Below are 18,660 nucleotides of genomic sequence, written 5' to 3'. Positions count from 1 at the left end.
CGCGGATTGTTAATGGATATCTCTACCGACATGTCGTTCATTTCCCTGATCGCAGAGGCCAGCCTGGTTGTCCAGTTGGTCATGCTGATTCTGGTCATGATTTCCCTCATTTCATGGGCCACCATTTTCAAAAAATGGGCCGTATTGAAGCGCACCAAGCAACAGGCCGACAAATTTGAAGAAGAATTCTGGTCGGGCGGAGACCTGAATACCCTGTTTCAACGCGCCGGCATGCGCCGCAACGATGCAGGCCCGCTTGAACGTATTTTCGAGGCTGGCATGAGCGAGTTTCTTCGCGCCCGCGACAAAAAGGGTTTAACAGATTATTCCCTGATCATCGACGGTGCCCGCCGCGCCATGAAAGCCGCATTCCAGCGCGAGAATGAAATTCTGGAACGCAACTTGCCCTTCCTCGCGTCGGCCGGTTCCGTCAGCCCCTACATTGGCCTGTTCGGCACGGTGTGGGGCATCATGCATGCCTTCGTGGGCTTGGCCAATGTGCAACAAGCCACCCTGGCCTCAGTAGCACCGGGCATTGCCGAAGCGCTGATTGCTACCGCAATTGGTCTTTTCGCCGCCATTCCAGCCGTGGTGGCTTACAACCGCTACGCCAATGACATTGATCGCTTGTCTACCCAGTTTGAATCTTTCGTTGAAGAATTTTTGAACATTCTGCAACGCCAACACTAATCGCAGCACGAATGGCAGCAACGACACCAGCAATGAGCAACAGGAAATTTAATCGATGAAAGCCGAACTTGGACGAAAATCCAGACGCGCCATGAACGAGATCAATGTAGTGCCCTACATTGACGTGATGTTGGTGTTGCTGATCATTTTCATGGTCACGGCCCCAATGATTACTCCGTCTGTGATTGATTTGCCATCCATGGCCAACACCAATCCCCCCAAGCAAATGCGCCCCATCGAAGTGACTGTACGCCAGGTGGGCAATTTGCTGGTCAAGGACATGAAAACCAATAAAACCACCGAAGTGACTTTGGAAAACCTGGCTGCTGAAGTGAAAAAATTGCAGGCCGACGAGCCCGATCGCCCTGTGGTCATTTCAGCCGAGAAAGCCATTCAGTATCAGGCCGTGGTTGATGCAATGGATGCTTTGCAGAACGCACAAATCCAGAAAGTCGGCCTGCTGGTGAAACCGAAAAGCAAATGAGCGCAGACTTAACCCGACCACGCAACGGCTGGGAATTCACACCAGCCCACCAAGCATTGCTTTCCAAAATGAGCAAGGAAAGCGGGCTTGAGGCACGCCTTGACCCCCCGGTGGACCACACTGGCGAGAAGGCTGGGCTGACTGTTTCGGTGATTGCGCATTTAACTTTGGTGGCGTTTTTTGTGGTGGGCTTGAACTGGAACACCGAGGAACCGGCTGCATTTGAAGCAGTGTTGTGGTCTGAAATGCCGGCCAATGAGCCAATTGCCGTGCAGCAGCCCAAACCTGAACCAGTGCCAGAACCCGAGCCACCGAAGCCTGTGGTGGAAACACCGCCGCCACCCAGGCCAGTGGAGCCACCCAAAGCCGATATCGAATTGCCCAAACCCGAGCCCAAGAAGAAGCCCGAGCCTAAGCCTGAGCCGCAAAAACCCGAGCCCAAGCCGGAACCAAAAAAGCCAGAGCCAAAGCCAGAGCCGAAAAAACCTGAACCCAAGCCTGAGCCGAAGAAGCCAGAGCCCAAAATTGATCCTGAAGTGGCCAAGAAACTTCGCCAGGAAGAGCTTGCGCGCATTATGGGTGGAGCACCCAATACCGGTAGCACCTCTGCCGGCACCAGTCGAAACAAAGCGCTGTACAGTGACCGAATTCGGCAATATGTACGCAGTAAACTGGTGTTTCCCGGGGCCGACACCGTCGACGGAAACCCGGAAGCAGTGTTCGAGGTCAAGCAACTTCCCAATGGGGAGATTGTCTCTATCACACAGAAAAAAAGCAGTGGGTTGCCAGCGTGGGACAGCGCTGTGGAGCGCGCCTTGCAGCGCTCCAGCCCGCTACCCAGGGCCGAAGACGGTTCAGTTGAACCAGTGCTTGTCCTCTCATTCCGTCCAAAAGACGTTTAATTCATAGTGAAACAATGAACTACGCCAACCAAGCCATGTATTTACCAACAACAACTACGCTGTGGCTTCGCCTGCAGCGAGCCGCGCGCGCCCTGCTGGCTGTCGCTGTGTTTGCTGCAGTACCAATATCTGCGCAAGCACAACTGAAAATTGACATCACCGGGGTGGGCACCAATCAAATTGCATTCTCGGCAGTACCTTTCCAGGGCAACCAAGGTTTGCCTGAAGACATCAAAAAGGTGATTGAAGACGACTTGGTGCGAAGTGGTTTTTTTCGGGCCATCAACACCACCAGCAATGTTGAATTGAATGAATCCACGCTGATCGACCCCTCTGCCTGGAAATCAATTGGAGTGGATGCCCTGATCGTGGGTTCGGTGAAAAAGCTGCCTGACGGGCGGTTGGACTTGCGCTTTAACCTGCACGACACAGCCCAGCAAAAGTCACTCGGCAAATTCAGCTATGTGATTGCACCCTCAGCCTTGCGCCTGCATGCCCACAAAATTGCTGATTTTGTGTACGAAAAAATGCTGGGCGAGAAAGGTGTGTTTTCCACGCGCCTGGCCTATGTTGAAAAAGCCCCAGGTCGCTACCGCCTGATTATCGCGGATGCCGATGGTGCCAACCCACAAGTTGCGCTGGCCTCCAAAGAACCCATTATTTCGCCAGCTTGGTCGCCAGACGGCACGCAACTTGCGTATGTTTCCTTCGAAACGCGCAAACCTGTTGTGTTTGTTCACACACTTGCAACAGGTCGCCGCAAGGCAATGGCGAATTTCAAAGGCAGCAACAGTGCGCCTGCCTGGTCAGCCAATGGCCAACAACTTGCAGTGGTACTGACCAAAGATGGTGGATCGCAAATTTTCTCGATGAATGCCGATGGATCAGGCCTGAACCGACTGACCAATACCGGTGGAATCAACACCGAACCCGCGTACAGTCACGACGGTCGAAGCATCTATTTCACTTCTGACCGAGGAGGTGGTCCACAAATTTATCGAATGAGCACAAATGGTGGTGATGCGGCACGCGTAACGTTCGAAGGTGGATACAATATCTCGCCTCGAATTAGTCCCGATGACAAAACATTGACCTATGTGACTCGTCGAGACGGGCAATTTCGAATCGCCGCACTGGATTTGGCAGGTGGCACAGAAATGCTTCTGACAAATACTGGGCGCGACGAAAGCCCAAGCTTCGCACCGAATGGCCGCTACATTTTGTATGCGACCAAGTCGGGCGGCAAAGGGACCCTGGCCGTGGTGTCAAAAGACGGACGAATCAAGTACACCTTGAGCAGTTCTGGTGCTGACATTTCGGAACCCACCTGGGGCCCCTTCATAAATGATTGATTTTGAATTTGTTTTAAATGGTTTTACACTCAACGTTTTTTAGGTTTGGAGAAAAAAATGAAAAACTCAATGGTCAAGTATTTGGCAATTTCCGCAATGGTGGCCGTGTTGGCCGCTTGTAGCTCTGCCGTTCCTTTGAACGACAAGCCTACAGTTGAATCAAAAACCGGCACAGCGCCTGGTTCTGGTGACGGCCGCGCCGTACCCACAGTAACCCCAGGTGATGCCGATCCCCTGAACGATCCTCAAGGCGTGCTGGCCAAGCGTAGCGTGTATTTCGACTACGACAGCTACACTGTTAAGTCAGAGTACCGTGAGCTGGTTCAAAACCACGCCAAATACTTGGTAGCCAACCCCAACCGCAAAGTTGTTATTCAAGGCAATACCGACGAACGCGGTGGCGCTGAGTACAACCTGGCTTTGGGCCAGCGCCGCGCCGACGCAGTGAAAACGCTGATGTTGGCTTTGGGCGTGAAAGAAGGTCAAATTGAAACAGTCAGCTTCGGCAAAGAAAAGCCAAAAGCAACAGGCAGCAACGAAGCCGCTTACGCTGAAAACCGTCGCTCTGACATTGCTTACCAGTAATCAAGGAAACCATTCGAGATGACTTTTAACTTCAAGCAACAAGCCTGGGTAGTTGCCCTGTTCTGCGCCTTTGCATCCAATTCCGCGTTTGCGATATTTGATGACACGGAAGCACGCAAGGCGATTCTGGACTTGCGCCAGCAGGTCAAAGTGCTTGAAGACCGGCTTGCTCGAATGGAAGCAGCAAACCAGGGGCAGCTGTCATTGGCCCAGTCCCTGAGTGACAAAGACAGAGAGATCGCCCGCTTGCGTGGCGATCTCGAAGTCGCCAACAACAACATTCGCAAGCTACAGGAAGACAATCGCATCCTGTACACCAACCTTGACGAACGCATCAAGAAACTTGAGCCCAAAGCTGTTCAGCTTGATGGTGAGGAACTCACGGTTCCCCCCGAACAATTCAATGATTATCAAGCCGGTCTTGATCATTTCAAGGCGGGCAACTACAAAGACGCAGCCCTGCAATTTCAGGATTTCCTGAACAAATACAAACAAAGCAAGCTTGAACCACAGGTTCGCTACTTTTTGGGCAGCACCCAGTTTGCACAAGGCGAGTACAAAACTGCGCTGGTAACACAACGCGATCTGGCCAAAGACTTTCCGGACAGCCCGCGTGCGCCCGATGCGTTGCTCAGCATGGCCAGTTCGCAATTGGAGTTAAAAAGCATTCCTGGCGCAAAGAAAACTTTGGGTGAGCTGATTGCCAAATACCCCAGCAGCCCCGCCGCCGCTAGCGCGAAAGCCCGACTCGAAGCGCTGAAATAATCCCCGGGAAGTTATCGCAGCAACTATGCGCGCTCTTGCGCATACACAGTTAAAATATTGGCACTTCAACACAAAGGTGCCGGTTCATGGAAGAAATCAACCTAAGCAGCATTCAAAGCACCGTGCTTTGGGCCACTTTTGCCGTGGGCCTTGCCTTCGGTGCAATTTCCCATCGCACCCACTTTTGCACCATGGGTGCAATTGCCGACGTGGTGAACTTTGGTGACTGGAATCGCATGCGGATGTGGCTGCTGGCGATCGCCGTTGCAACACTTGGCCTTCAGGGATTAAGTATTACCGGTCACGCCAATCTCAACGACACGATTTTTTTGAACAGCCAATGGTCTTGGCTGTCCGGTATTGTCGGTGGCTTGCTGTTTGGCGCGGGCATGGTGTTGGCATCGGGTTGTGGCAGTAAAACACTCATTCGCCTTGGCGCCGGCAACTTGAAAGCATTGATGGTTTTCGCAATCATGGGAATCGCTGCGTACATGACCCTCAAAGGCGTATTCGGCGTGTTTCGCGCCAACTACCTTGATCCGGTTCGCTTTGAGTTTAGCAGCAGCCCCTACTTGCCCGAGCTATTGGCCAATCTGCTCAGCAAGGAGCCAGCAGGCTTGATACCCATTCTGGCCATCGCGCTGCCTGTGATCCTGCTGATCATGGCATTGGGCAGCAAATCAGCCTGGAACAAAGAAGTCATTGTTGGCGGTGCTGGCGTAGGTCTCACTATTGTGGCTGCCTGGTGGGTTGTATTTCAGGTGGCTTACATTCCAGAACACCCGGACACGTTGGAAGCAACCTATTTGGGCACTTATGCCAACCGAGCTGAAGGCTTCAGCTTCGTTGCACCTTACGCCTATACACTTGAATGGTTGATGTTTTTCTCGGACGTTACACGGGTGCTCACAGTGGGCGTTGTGGCCTGCTTTGGCGTCATTTTGGGAGCCACCGCCAACGCCTTGATGGAGAAATCATTTCGCTGGGAAACATTTCAGGGTGTCGAAGACACCGCCAACCACACTGTAGGTGCCGTGATGATGGGTGTGGGAGGTGTACTCGCTTTGGGCTGCACCGTGGGCCAAGGGCTGAGTGGCGTAAGCACCCTGTCATTGGCCTCGTTCGTTGCCTTAGGCAGTATCGTTGTGGGCGCCGCGGGAGCCTTGAAATATCAAATGTGGCGCGTGGAGCGCATGGTTTAACTTTCATGACAAAGAAGTGAGGAAGCTCTTCTTTTTTTAAGAAAGCTCAGTTATACTCTCGGTCTTCGGCGAATTAGCTCAGCCGGTTAGAGCGACGGAATCATAATCCGCAGGTCCGGGGTTCGAATCCCTGATTCGCCACCAAATAAGAAACCCCTCAGTGAAAGCTGAGGGGTTTTTCTTTTTTGCCCAACTGTTGACTTTGCTCACAAGTCCTTCTCAAACAGCATCCAAACATCGCCTCGTTATACGTTGCATTACTAACTTTAATTAGTATAACAACGATTGTTCAAAACCATAATCACGGTTATTATTTTTAGAAAGATGCATCTAAAAATGCACTTCAACAGTAACAACTGTTAACAAAGGCAGGAGAGAACAGTCGCAGTACCTAAACAGCTGCGACCGTCCTTTCTTCTACAAAAACAGCTTGCTAGGAGGAGATGACACGTGTTCAAGCTGAATAAACTATCTGCAGTAATCGCCATTGGATTGGGAACTGCGTTACCTGTACAAGCCGGTCTGCTCGACGATCTGATCGGTGCCAAATTCAACCCTGTCAGCACCGACAAAGGCAAAGCACCCGAAGGTCAAAAGGGTTCGTTTAGCAAACCTTTCGCTGAACCATTTGTTTACGAGCGCTCGGTAGCGGATGACAACAACCCGGAATTGAAAGGTGTTCGTACTGACAACAAGTGCGAAGGCATTGGCGCCAATGGCAAGCTACGATGCAAACCCGCGGCGGGCACCATCTCAATGCTACCCAACGGCGACTTCCTGTATTTCAACGCCCTTGAAGGCACAGAAGATTTTGAGTTCAGCATTTTGGTGGACTTCGGCCAAAAAGCGATCAACGACCAAACCCGCATGATGCGAATCCCGGAAGGCGCGAATGCGGCCAGCCTGTGGACACGCCCGACTGACGTGGATTCCGGTGCCAATCCGGATGGCTATGAAATCACCGAATTGATCCCAGGCTTAAGCAACAAAGAAACCAATAGCGCGGATGGTGCCCTGTTCTGCGCCGACGTGGCTATGCTGGCCGATGGCCGTATCATGGCTGTGGGCGGAACTGCTTATTACAGCGAGCCGGGCAGCAACGCCTTGGGTTACGGTTTAACCGAACTGGAAGGCCTGAAAAACAGCCGTGCCTACAACGCCAACACCAATACCTGGAGCCAATTGGCAGACATGAACTTCGGCCGCTGGTACCCAGCGCTGATCACACTGCCCGACAGCAAAATGTTTGTGGCCAGTGGCGTAACCAAGCTGATCAAGCCGATCTACCCGAACGCGCCTGAGCAAAGTGGCAGGAACGTGGTTCAAACTGAAACCTATGATCCAGTGACCAACAAGTGGACTGTCAACGCGCAAACAGCACAGCGCTCTTTGCCTTTGTACCCACGCCTGCACCTTTTACCCAATGGCCATGTGTATTACAACGCAGGTGGCCAGGCATTTAACCCAAATGGCCAGTCTTATGATCAGCCATTGTGGAATATTGCGGCCACGTACAATCCCGCCAACCAAACCTGGTCTGACTTGGCCTATGCGGGTTTTCCGCTGAAGTTCAGCGATGCCGGGCTTGAGTCTTTGACTCAAATCCTTAATCCTCAAACTGCTCCCAACGCCGCAGTGAGCGCACTCACAAAAACCTTGATGAGTGCGCCCATGAAGAGCCCTCAAGCTCTACAGAAGCTTTTAAGCACTGCAAATCCGGCAGGCAATCCTGAACAAATGGTTCAGAAAATCGTTGGTTCAGGCATGCGCGGTTCCACATTCTCAATAATGATGCCGCTGCGGCCCAATAATCAAGGCCAATACAAGGAAGCCAGCTTCCTGACAGCAGGTGGTGTTCTGCCATTGGTGGGTGCCACTTCTCCTGGGGGATACGTGGCAGTGGCTGCTTCACGTATCGATACCGTGAAAACTGAGGGTGACAGCATTGTTGATTACCAAAGTGAAGTGACTGGGTCATTGAATGAAACCCGCTGGTATGGTTCCGGCGTGCTGATGCCCGATGACTCTGTAATGGTGTTTAGCGGTGGTGACCGCGATGGCGTTGCGGCACCCGGCGTGGAGTTCCCACGTAAAACCGCAGAACGCTTTGATCCGGTTACCAAGAAGTGGACTCAAATGGCTGTGGCCAACAACCCCCGCACTTATCACAACACTGCATTGCTGATGCAAGACGGTCGCGTGTTGATCGGCGGCCATGCGCCCATTTCCACCTTGTACCTGAAGAACATCAATTTGGCCGCATTTGGCTTTTCACCCAACGATGGTCGTGATCCCTCATTCGAGATTTACTCACCACCCTACGTGAACAACCCAAATCGCCCCAACCTGATTGGTTTTGCAGGTGGCAATGCCACTCCAGCCGGTAACGGCAAAACAATGATGCGTGAATTCCGCAAGGGTCAACAAGTGACACTGGAAATGGCACCCGGTACGGACATGAGCAAAATTGACTCAGTCACCTTGGTACGCCATACCGTGACAACCCACTTGACCGATGCTGACCAACGCACCGTGGTCATTCCTGCCACACAGTTGACCAAGACTGGTCAAAGCATCCGCTTTACCATTCCAGATCAAGCCGCAGTGGTTCCACAAGGCGCTTACATGACCTTTGTGCGCACCAAGCAAGCGAATGGTTCACTGTTGCCGTCCAAAGCTGTCAGCTTCATGTTGAAGCATGGCAATGGACAAGGAGTAATGACTGCCAATGCCCGTCGTTAAAACGAACTGGGTGAAGAAAACGCTGGGCGCATGCCTGGCGTTTTCTTTTTCTACCCTGCTAATTTCAAGCCCCTTTGTCAGCACCCCAGTTTTCGCACATGCCGAACACGGTTCGGAGGGTGGAATTCCCACTGTAAGTGCGAAAGCCAAATTGCCCAAAGGCCTTTCACTGCAAGTGGTTAAAACAAATGCCTATCAATTCGCATTGGCCACCGATGGTCAACAGCGTGTTGAAATACTGGGCGAGGACAAACGCGCGTTCTTGCGATTTGACCGTGACAAACTGTATGCAGATTTAAACGCAACTGGCTGGCACCGTTCCCGACAACCCGGTGGTGGCCCAATACCCGAACGCCTTAAAGACAACCCAAAGTTAAAACCGAATTGGGTTCTGCTCGACAAGCAGCCTGGCTATGGTTGGTACGATCCCCGCTTGATCAAGGAAGACCTTGCCCACTTTAATCTGGCCATGGTGGCCAACGGCAAACCCATCAACGTTCGAATTGAACGCATTGAGGCCGAGCCTATGACAGGTTACTGGCGCCCGTTGTTGGTCAATGAACCCGAATTCACTGGCCTGAATGCCATGGTGCCGGGCCTGAGTGGCAACAATTTCATGCTCAGCCGCATGGGTACAGCGAAAAGTGAATTTCAGGTGCTGGATGATCAAGGTGCACCATTCCTCGAGCTTCGAGAAGACGGAGTCTGGCTAAACAGCATGCATGCCTGGGCCAGTTCGTTAGAGCTGTTTTATAGCCCTGGTACTGAACAAGCGCCCTGGGTGAAGGTGTCAGAAACCGGAACTGTGACATACGCAGACCCGCGACTGAACAAAAAACCCGTAAAAACATCAGAAACCGGCAGTTGGGTAATTCCGGTGAAGCAGAAGGAAGGCAAGCAACAAAATTTGCTGAAAGGCGAACTGAAGTGGCAAACCATTGTTGAACAAGTCAACTAGTTTTTGGCCGCCTGGGGCTCCAGGCGGCATTCTTCCTCAAATCCATACTTGCGTGCAAACGGGCAATCAAGCACAGGCAATATCGATGGGATTTGATAATACTTCTCTACAGCTTCGCGCAGAACCACGTCCCTGAACCGTTGGTAATTGAAGTTGCTACCATCCACAATTGTGAAAGGCACACCCTCGATCGTTTGCGTTGTTACTGAAACGTCGCTCAGGTAATCCTGGTAAAGCGCTGGGTCGATTGGCTTGGCTTTGGCCACAATCCGAATGGGTTTGCCATCCATTTCCCGCCAGTCCACAAAGGTGTCATCATTGCGCGCGTGGTATTTGCCAGGGCCAAAAACGGGCACCACTTTGCCGTAGTGATAAGTCATCAAGGCTGCAGGCGAATAGGCAATGGTGGTCAATACACCATTGGTTGGCATACCGTGGCCAAGTTCAGCAAGAATGGCTGGCATATTCCGGTGAAACAACACATCTTCCTGAAAGTCTTTTTTCGGCCAAACCGACACATCGGCATGCATCAAGAGGCCAAACAACACCAGGTGTGGAATCGACAACACAGCATTAAAGCCAATGTAACGCCTCATCCAAACACCTTGTGTGCACAGTGCCAAAAGCACAAAAGCAATCGGCAAAAAACCCAACACCCAATGCAAGCCCACTGTTTTTTCAAGGGAGATGAGCAGAAATAGAGCCAGTGGCACTAGCAAAGCAAAGGCCAGCGCACTTTGGCGCAACCAAACCCGGCTACCCTTGAGCAAACTCCATAGTGCCCAAGGTGTTAGCAGATAAATCATCATGCCCAGGTAGGTCAGCACTGTTCCCCAACCCAATTGTGCATCCTCATGCCGATTCACCAGATTAAACATGATGTTATTCCAGCAATTGTGCAGGTTGTAGGCGATATTTACACCGGCAAACGGCAATACACCCGCCAACAACAAAAACAGATACTTGAAACGCTGGCGCTGAAACAGCAAATGAAATCCAAATGCAAAACCCAGTAACACAGCAAAATATTTGGATAAAAATGCCAGTCCCAAAAAGCAACCAGCAAGAAACATCGCACTGCCAGATTCAGCGCGTATTGCTTTCACATAGGTGAAAATGGCCAGGCCCATAAAAAAGATCAAAGGCGTATCGGTGGTTACAAATACGGCAAACCAGGACACCGGCATGGACAAGTAAACGGCACCAGCCAACCAGGCTCGGGGCTCCTGCTCGCGCGGCAACAGCTCACGGGCCAGCAGCACCACACCCCAGGCGATCACAGTGGTTAACAACAAGGTCAGGCTGCGAATCACAACAGGTTGATTGCCCACATGGCTCAGCGCCCACAACCACCAACCCACCATGGGCGGGTGATCGTAGTAGCCCCAATTCAGGTCAGTCGACCACAAATGGAAAAAAGCCTCGTCGCCAGTCATGGGGAAAAACCACGCCAGCCAAAGTTTGATTACGGCGGTCAGCAATACTATCCAGCCAAACACGCTTTTGGCAGTTTTTAACGTCAACTCGGGCCCTTGGGGCCGGGACAAAGAGAAATGACTCGACATGGGTGTTGGATATCTCAGGAAGCCAGGTACACAAGTACACCCACTGAGGCCAAAAAGCCCCAACTGATGCGATCGTGAATGGCGAAATGCACCGGATCATCGATCATTTCCTTGCGAGAAGTCATGATCCAGATTCTCATCAACCAGTACAAAAACAGGGGACAAATGCCCCACAAAAATTCGGGTGTTGCGTACAGCATCGAACCATTCTGACTGTCTACATACAAGGCCAATACCAACACGGCAACAAATCCGCTGGAAATACCCATCGACACCAGGTAACTCAAATCGCTCATTCGGTAACCACGTCCCTGCGGCTGAGCGCCCTCAAGTTGCAAGAACTCCAGTTCGGCACAACGTTTGACCAAAGCCAAACTTAGAAACACAAAGAGTGAAATGGCCAATAGCCAGCTGGAAAGCTCAATGCCGGTGCCCACGCCGCCTGCAATCACGCGAACCGTGTAAAGCATAGCCAACAGCAACACATCAACGAAGGCCGTGCGCTTAAATACAAAGGTGTACAGCAGTGTAACCACGGTGTACACCAACAGCACCAGCGTAAATTGCCAGCCCACGGCCAGCCAGGCCACCGCAAAGCCCGCTATGCCCAAACACTTCATGAACAAGAAAGCCTTGCCAATGCTGAGCGCACCGCTGGCCATGGGGCGATGGCGCTTGCGCGGATGTTGGCGATCCGCATTCAGGTCCATCAGGTCGTTCCAGATATAAGTAGAGGACGCCAAAAAGCCAAACGCCAGGAAACCCCACATCATCTTGCCCCAAAGGGCGAAATCGGTTTCATGCGCGGCAATCAATGGTAGAAACAGCAAACCGTTTTTGGCCCACTGCTGCAGGCGCATGGCTTTAAGCCACACCTTGATGCCGGTGCTGCACGTATCAAGCCGGTTCAGTTCAATACCAGCCGCCATCGCCTTGCGGCGGGTGCCTGAAGAAGTATTCACGCCAAATGCCAGTGCGGCCTTTTTCCAGATTGGAATATCGACCAGGGCATCACCAAAATACACAAAGGGTTGCCCATGGCTGTCTGCCTCAATGGCTGCCAGTTTTTGCTGGCCCTTCAAATTACTGTGCTCGCTGGCGATTACACGGGCAAAAAGGCCCAGGCGTGCGGCTATTTTGAGCACATCACGACGCGTCGAAGCACTGGCCAACACCAATTCATGGCCAGCCGCTTTCAATTGATTAAGTCGCTCGAGTACCAAAGGATCAATCGGCAGGTGATCCAGTACAGGGTCTATTCGTCTGGCCACCTCGGTTTTAAAAACCCAGGCCCCCCGAATGGCCCACCACAACATGGGAAAGACGTAGAAAATGTTTTGCTTTAGCAGCAACAGGCAACTTTCGAGCAGCACATCCGATGGGCTCAAGGTGCCGTCCAAATCAACGTAAACAATCGGTTTGGTCATTTTGGTTTGGACAAACCACTGAGCAGTGACTGCGTGGGCTCTTCCTCCCAATGCGCCGCACCAAGAAACACCATCACAATTTGCTTCACAAAATTGTCGAGCATTTCTTTTTCAATTTGCGGTTGATCTGGCCTGACGTCCAGAAAATCAGTGGCCGAATTCATCATCAACGTAACCACCAGACTGCAAATCAAAGTCAGGGTGTGTGTGGACAAGCCGGGGAAAATATTCAACAGGCGCAGGTCGCTGGCCATTTCATTGGTGAAGTGTGCAATTTCATTGCGTATGGCATTGCGCAGGGACTGCGAGCCGCCAGACCTTTCCGAGCTGATAAAACGCCACTCCAGGTGATGTTGCTTCAGGTAAGTGACAAACACACTCACCGAGTGCCGAATCATGTCCTCGCCTGGCAGGCTGGCTTGGCGAGCCTCTCGCAACAATCGCCGCAAAGTAATGCCACCATCCTCGACAAGCGCCAGCCCAAGTTCATCGGTGGTTTTGAAGTGCCGATAAAACGCGGTTGGCACCACACCGGCTTCTCGGGTAATTTCCCGAATACCCAAAGCGGTGAAACTGCTCCCATTACCAACCAGGTTAAGCGCAGCCTGCATCAAATTCTGGCGTGTCTGTTCTTTGCGTCGCACCCTGGCCTGTGTTTCGTCTACCGGCTTGGTCGCAGCGCTTGATCTTGATCTCATGTTTTTGCTCGAGCCTAGTCTGGATTAGTCAACTCCCTGACCTACCCCGTTATTGTAATGAAAAGCAGCCTGTTCACAGCTTAACAGTCTGCAAGCCAGTGAAATAGGACCCGAACACGATGAAAAGAACTGACAGAACCAAGTAACTTGCAAAATTATTACTGTAATTACGGGTTTTGCGTATTGACTGCACGGACCCGAGACGATTAACTCCCCCTAAAGAGGGTTGGAAAAAGGTGTTAATCCAATAAAGATGTTCATATGCTCACATCTGGTGACACCTTTTAAACTAGCTTTTCCTCGGGAGGAGACATTCATGCCATCAAACCAAATCCTGGTTATTGAGGATCACCCACTTTTCGCAACAGGCATCAAAGACCTGGTTGAATTTGTGGCGACCAACGCTGATATTCTGTGTGCAGCCAGCATTGCGCACGCCAAAGAACTATTCAGTAAAAACTCACCCGCGCTGGTCATCACCGACCTGCGTTTGCCAGATTGCCAGGGTCAAGATGTGATCGACACGTTGGCCTTAATGAGTGCCAACCTGCCCACCTTGATCATGAGTGGCGATGACACGCTTCTTCATTCTGTAGTGCCCAACCAGTATGCCCCTTCCTGGACTTTGTCAAAGTCCGAAGGGTTTGAGCAAACTTCGGCAGTATTGCTGGAAGCGCTCACCCGCGCAGGTGTTCAGGTTCAGTGGCGTCCCAATGCCCTGTCAAACCGCCAAACCAACGGCGAGCACATCACTGGGCGACTGGGCCAAAACAACGGCATTCAGTTAACCCACAAGCAACAACAAGTGATGCACTTCTTGGCCTCGGGCCTTTCCAATAAGGAAATCGCCCGTAAGCTTGATTTGTCACCCGAAACGATAAAAACACATCTGCGCGAAATTTTCACACGCATGAATGTGAAAAATAGAACCCAGGCCGTCAGTCTTTATCGCAAAATTCCGCGACTCAATGCCTCAGCCTTGGTGTAGAAACCAAAAAGCCGACAAAAGCCGGCCATTGCTATAACTATAAAATGACAGACAGTTCACTATCAGGGCTCGCCGTATTGCTGGGTATTGCCTTATACCCGTTCTTTGCAAACCACCTTCCCAATCAGCGGCAAAATGCCGCCGCTGTCATTGGCGTGGTACTGCTTGGGTTCGTGATACTGGGGCACGACACACACCAAGCACTTCAACACGGCACTCCAGTTCATGCTGCTCTGCAGGCGGCATCATTTCTGTTTTTTGGAAGCGCTTTTCTGGGGCGAAGAAGAGGTGTTGTGGCCGCTGAACGTTCCGCGTTGGTCCCGTTTTCGATTGGTTGCATTACAGCAATCGCCGACATGTTTACAACGTCTGGTTTGGTGTATCCCGCGTTTATTGGCGTTCAGGCCGTTTGCCTGTTGGCAATCACCAAAACCTACAGCAACTTGCCCAAGGTCACCCTGATCAAAGCTGTGTATTTCAGTCTTTTGTACTGCATCATTAACGGCCTGTTTCATGCCTCCACATCGACTGAACTCGCATTGCTGATCGATTTCAGCATTGTGAAGATTCTGTTCTATGTCTTGCTCGGTACCTGCGTTTTTCACATGGTATTTCAGGACTTTTCACGAACCCGCACGAAAAAAGGCTTGGACAGGCAAACAAAAATTGACCAAGACATCATGAAGTTCGCTTTTCGGGGGCGTAGGGTATTAAAAGACTTTCGACATGATCTACGTCAGCCCCTGAGTACTTTAGGTATTTTGGCCAGTGTGGGCAAAGCCATTTCAAAAGACCCGGAAGTCACAGCCAGATACCAACACATTCAAACGGCTCAAAAAGCATTAAAAAACATGCTGGAAGACTTCTTTGATCAATTAGGCAATGCGATCAAATACCCGCAGGACGACAACGCTGTCCCTATGACTCCGATTGCAATTCACGACATACTTGGCCCATTGATTGAAGAATACAGAATGCTGGCCGACGTGAAGGAACTTCAGATTCGTTATGTGCCCAGCGAAATTAATGTAATGAGCAACAAGGACGCCCTGGCCAAGATCATTCGCAACGGACTGGACAATGCCATCAAGTACACCAACAAAGGCGGCGTAGTGGTGGGTCTACGCAGGCGAAAAGGGCGGGTGTGTATCCAAATCGTAGATACTGGCTCGGGTGTTGAGAACAATAAAGTTGCTGCGCACAACAAAGGTTGGGGTCACGGTTCCAACATAGTCCGGGATTTGAGCGAACAAATACTCGCCAAAACCGAATGCCGAAATCGATACTACAACGGCAAATTGGCAGGCTCCGTCTTCGAAGTCATATTGCCGGAAGAAGCCGAAATCAGTCACCGCAACAAGCGACCAGCGTATAACCCTCAAACTGCATTTGAAGCGCAAGTGATGGCCATGAACCACGACCATCTGCTGGAAATTCAACGTCGACTTCCAATTCAGGGATTTGACAAAGTCGAATTCAGCCTGAATGGCGCATATCGCGCCTACCTCACCGCTTTACGCAAAGGCATGTCACCTGTTTACATTCTCTATGCTGGCGACCCAGCCCAAAAAACGCATGCAATTGAGCAATTGAAACTTTTGGGTTCTCTGCTTGATTTTGAACCCTGCTGCATTTTGATCTACAACGCAAGCCTGGAAAACAACCCGCAAGTCGAATTTGGTCGTGAAATGATTCGAATTCCCTTAATTCCTGGTCAAGCCGAGATCGGCCTCGGTGTGATTTCTGAATTATTTCCGGCCAGGGAAAAGGCCTCGACCGTATTCAATGTGCCGACCGAAGGTTCTCAAAACGAAGGTAAAATCTTGGGCAACAAATCGTTGCTGACCCACTAAACCGAGAAAACGAGTGGGGCTACCGAGCGCAGTGCAAGGCCCCCAGAATGGTAGGCCGACTTGCACCAGTCACCGATGGGCAATTACCTGGCGTGGCCTGTACATACTGCGCACCAAGCCAGGCAAAGGCAGCGGCCTCAACTGCCTGCGCGGGCAAACCCAGGTTTTCCATTGGCAAGAAATCAGCTGGTGCGCATTCGAAGCGCAACTGGTGAATGAAGGTGCTGTTTTTTGCACCGCCGCCGCACACGTACACCTGCTCAACCAACACAGGCAAACACGACTTCACTGCCCTTACTGCCAAAGCCAGCAAGGTTGCCATGATGTCTTCAGAAGAAAGATCGCTCGAGTCAGCAAGGCAGGTCTCAAACCATTGCGCGCTGAAATCATCGCGGCCGGTGCTCTTGGGCCAAGGTTGGTGAAAGAAAGGATGCGTCCAAAAACGCTCCAGCAAGGTGTAGTCCGGGCTGCCCATGGCGGCAATTTCACCATCACTGTCCATCGGCGAACTGAAGGCGCGCTGAGCCCAAAGATCCATTAAACAGTTGGCTGGTCCGCAGTCCCCACCGGTCAACACCTGCCCCTGGCCATTCAATACAGTCAGGTTTGAAAAGCCACCCAGGTTTAACACGGCGGTTTGGTCATAAATGCCCTTGCCGTTTAACCACGCAAGGTGAAAAGCCGGAACCAGCGGGGCTCCCTGGCCACCTAGGGCAACATCTTTGGAACGCAAGTCATTCACCACATCAATCCCGGTTCTACTGGCCAGCAAGGCCCCATCCAGCATTTGATAGGTGTACCCAAGATCGGGCCTGTGCCGAAGGGTTTGACCATGTGCACCCAACACGCGCACGTCACCAGGCTCTAGTCCCAGAAAGGACAACAGTTCATTGACCGTGCCGGCATACAGCTCGGTGAGATCTTTACGGGCTTGCAAAAAAATCTCGATTGGATCGGAACTGGAAGGAAAACGAGGCGGGATTTCTTGCAGCAGCAGGAGTGTTTCCCTCAAAGTAGGCGGAAACTCGGCGCTAAGCACGCCGAGGAACCGCATGTCCTGAGTTTTGGAATCAATTTGAACCGCAGCTACATCGACACCATCCGTGCTGGTGCCAGACATGGCGCCCAATGCGATCATGGCTTACTGGGCACGGGCCAAACGTTGGGCAGTGGCCAGCTCCATGCGGCGGTCAAGCGCCAGCTGCACCCGCTTGAATTCACTGAATGCATTGCGATCCAGTGGTTCAGCCTGAGCCACGGTGATGCTCAAAGGGTTTTTTGGAACCCGGTTGACGCGGAATTCATAATGCAGGTGTGGTCCGGTTGCCCAGCCAGTAGCACCCACATACCCGATTACATCGCCCTGCTCTACTTTTTGACCAACCTTAACGCCTTTGCCAAAACGTGAAAGGTGAGCGTATGCCGTGCTGTAACCACTGTGATGCTGAATTTCTACAAAATTGCCGTATCCATTTTGCCAGCCCGAAAACTTCACGGTGCCACTGGCTGTGGCCATGATAGGAGTACCGGTGGGCGCCGCATAATCAACTCCGTTGTGAGCTTTCCAGCGTTGCTGAATGGGGTGGAAACGACGCGGAGTGAAACCGGAGGAAATGCGGGAGAACGCGAGCGGCGAACGCAGGAAGGACTTTTTCAGACTGCGGCCTTCCTCGTTGTAATAACCGGCGTTGCGATTACCACTGGGTGCGAACCAATACGCTTTGTAAGGCTTGTTGTTATTCACAAACTCTACTGCCAACACCCGGCCAGAGCGCGCAGAGCGCCCCTCCAGTGTCAGGTCTTCATAAACTACCTTGAACTCGTCACCTTTTTGCAGTTCGCGGTGAAAATCAATGTCTGAGCCAAAAATTTCTGTCAGTTGAATGGCCACTGAATCTGGCAATCCGGCCTTGTCAGCAGCTGCAAACAAAGACGACTCAATTCGCCCTGAGCGAAACACAATCTGCTTTTCAAAGTTGACAGATTCCAACTTTGCGACAAATTGACCGTTATGCTTTTGAATCAGGATGGACTCTTGACTGTCCTCATCGATGCCGCTTTTGTAGCGCAGCCATTGAAGGTCGCCATCGGCAGTTTGCTGAACAGTGAGCACGCGACCAGCGCGCAAATTCACCAAACTACGTGCTGTCTTGTCTTGCCCGAGGAAAGTGGCCAAACCTGCGGTATTCACGCCCATTCGCTCGAGTAAACCCACAAGGGTATCACCGCGACGAATTCGTTCTTCGGCAACCAATGGATCAAAGGTATAGACACCCTGATCGGCCAGATTAAGTTCGACAGCCTCTACAACCACATCAGGGTTGCTGAGGGCGGAATCAACCGGGGAATTTTGAACAGAGCCTGCGATTGCCACCACTGCACCAAGAACAGGGAATGAAAAAAACCCTACAATGACCCACTTTCTGTGATTGTGAGATTGGGGAAGCGC

General features: G+C 51.7%; 16 protein-coding genes and 1 tRNA gene. 12 read left to right on the top strand and 5 right to left on the bottom strand.

Annotation, left to right across the window (positions count from 1 at the left end; genetic code table 11):
* Nucleotides 1–12: 12 nt before the first annotated feature.
* From tolQ to PY990_RS09860, 10 genes are all read left to right on the top strand, one after another.
* Entirely contained in the window at nt 13–690 is a 678-nt protein-coding gene (gene tolQ, locus PY990_RS09905; protein ID WP_040513351.1) for a protein TolQ, read from the top strand.
* 55 nt (nt 691–745) lie between these two features.
* Nucleotides 746–1,174, top strand: coding sequence for a protein TolR (tolR, locus tag PY990_RS09900; RefSeq protein WP_171100262.1), 429 nt, complete (start codon nt 746–748; stop codon nt 1,172–1,174).
* Nucleotides 1,171–2,076: an energy transducer TonB gene (locus tag PY990_RS09895; protein WP_206018519.1), complete on the top strand. Its 906-nt coding sequence runs from the start codon at nt 1,171–1,173 to the stop codon at nt 2,074–2,076. The genes tolR and PY990_RS09895 overlap by 4 nt, the downstream gene beginning before the upstream one ends.
* A gap of 14 nt (nt 2,077–2,090) precedes the next feature.
* On the top strand, nt 2,091–3,428 hold the full coding sequence (tolB, locus tag PY990_RS09890; protein ID WP_275271462.1) for a Tol-Pal system beta propeller repeat protein TolB: 1,338 nt from the start codon (nt 2,091–2,093) through the stop codon (nt 3,426–3,428).
* A 57-nt stretch (nt 3,429–3,485) separates the two neighbouring features.
* Nucleotides 3,486–4,013, top strand: a complete 528-nt coding sequence (pal, locus tag PY990_RS09885; RefSeq protein WP_275271461.1) for a peptidoglycan-associated lipoprotein Pal — start codon at nt 3,486–3,488, stop codon at nt 4,011–4,013.
* An 18-nt stretch (nt 4,014–4,031) separates the two neighbouring features.
* Nucleotides 4,032–4,778: a tol-pal system protein YbgF gene (ybgF, locus tag PY990_RS09880; protein WP_275271460.1), complete on the top strand. Its 747-nt coding sequence runs from the start codon at nt 4,032–4,034 to the stop codon at nt 4,776–4,778.
* 86 nt (nt 4,779–4,864) lie between these two features.
* The gene (locus PY990_RS09875) at nt 4,865–5,980 is read left to right on the top strand and encodes a YeeE/YedE family protein (protein ID WP_275271459.1); all 1,116 of its coding nucleotides are present in this window, start codon (nt 4,865–4,867) and stop codon (nt 5,978–5,980) included.
* A 67-nt stretch (nt 5,981–6,047) separates the two neighbouring features.
* Nucleotides 6,048–6,124: transfer RNA gene (locus PY990_RS09870), tRNA-Met, on the top strand.
* 306 nt (nt 6,125–6,430) lie between these two features.
* Complete coding sequence (locus tag PY990_RS09865; protein ID WP_275271458.1) at nt 6,431–8,722, top strand: galactose oxidase-like domain-containing protein; 2,292 nt, start codon at nt 6,431–6,433, stop codon at nt 8,720–8,722.
* Nucleotides 8,709–9,680, top strand: a complete 972-nt coding sequence (locus PY990_RS09860) for a hypothetical protein (protein ID WP_275271457.1) — start codon at nt 8,709–8,711, stop codon at nt 9,678–9,680. Before PY990_RS09865 ends, PY990_RS09860 begins: the two co-directional genes overlap by 14 nt.
* Here PY990_RS09860 and PY990_RS09855 read toward each other — a convergent pair.
* From PY990_RS09855 to fabR, 3 genes are read right to left on the bottom strand one after another with little or no spacing between them, the layout of a single operon-like run.
* A complete protein-coding gene (locus PY990_RS09855) occupies nt 9,677–11,203 on the bottom strand; it encodes an ArnT family glycosyltransferase (protein ID WP_275271456.1) in 1,527 nt (508 codons plus the stop codon). The genes PY990_RS09860 and PY990_RS09855 overlap by 4 nt on opposite strands.
* A 56-nt stretch (nt 11,204–11,259) precedes the next feature.
* Nucleotides 11,260–12,672 (bottom strand): UbiA family prenyltransferase, encoded by a 1,413-nt coding sequence (locus PY990_RS09850; protein ID WP_275271455.1) that lies wholly within the window; start codon nt 12,670–12,672, stop codon nt 11,260–11,262.
* On the bottom strand, nt 12,669–13,370 hold the full coding sequence (gene fabR / locus PY990_RS09845) for an HTH-type transcriptional repressor FabR (protein WP_275271454.1): 702 nt from the start codon (nt 13,368–13,370) through the stop codon (nt 12,669–12,671). Before fabR ends, PY990_RS09850 begins: the two co-directional genes overlap by 4 nt.
* 316 nt (nt 13,371–13,686) lie before the next feature.
* Here fabR and PY990_RS09840 point away from each other — a divergent pair, with 316 nt between their 5' ends.
* Nucleotides 13,687–14,358, top strand: a complete 672-nt coding sequence (locus tag PY990_RS09840; RefSeq protein WP_275271453.1) for a response regulator transcription factor — start codon at nt 13,687–13,689, stop codon at nt 14,356–14,358.
* Nucleotides 14,359–14,402: 44 nt separating this feature from the next.
* Nucleotides 14,403–16,211 (top strand): sensor histidine kinase, encoded by a 1,809-nt coding sequence (locus tag PY990_RS09835; protein WP_275271452.1) that lies wholly within the window; start codon nt 14,403–14,405, stop codon nt 16,209–16,211.
* 19 nt (nt 16,212–16,230) lie between these two features.
* On the opposite strand, the gene PY990_RS09830 is transcribed toward PY990_RS09835, so the two are convergent.
* Entirely contained in the window at nt 16,231–17,349 is a 1,119-nt protein-coding gene (locus tag PY990_RS09830) for an anhydro-N-acetylmuramic acid kinase (protein ID WP_275271451.1), read from the bottom strand.
* Between the two features lie 3 nt (nt 17,350–17,352).
* Nucleotides 17,353–18,585 (bottom strand): peptidoglycan DD-metalloendopeptidase family protein, encoded by a 1,233-nt coding sequence (locus PY990_RS09825; protein ID WP_275271450.1) that lies wholly within the window; start codon nt 18,583–18,585, stop codon nt 17,353–17,355.
* Nucleotides 18,586–18,660 lie beyond the last annotated feature (75 nt).

This window comes from Limnobacter olei (assembly GCF_029087225.1).
GTDB classification, from domain to species: Bacteria; Pseudomonadota; Gammaproteobacteria; order Burkholderiales; family Burkholderiaceae_B; genus Limnobacter; species Limnobacter olei.
The sequence above is the reverse complement of the archived record's forward strand: the minus strand, read 5'-3'. Positions and strand labels throughout refer to the sequence as shown.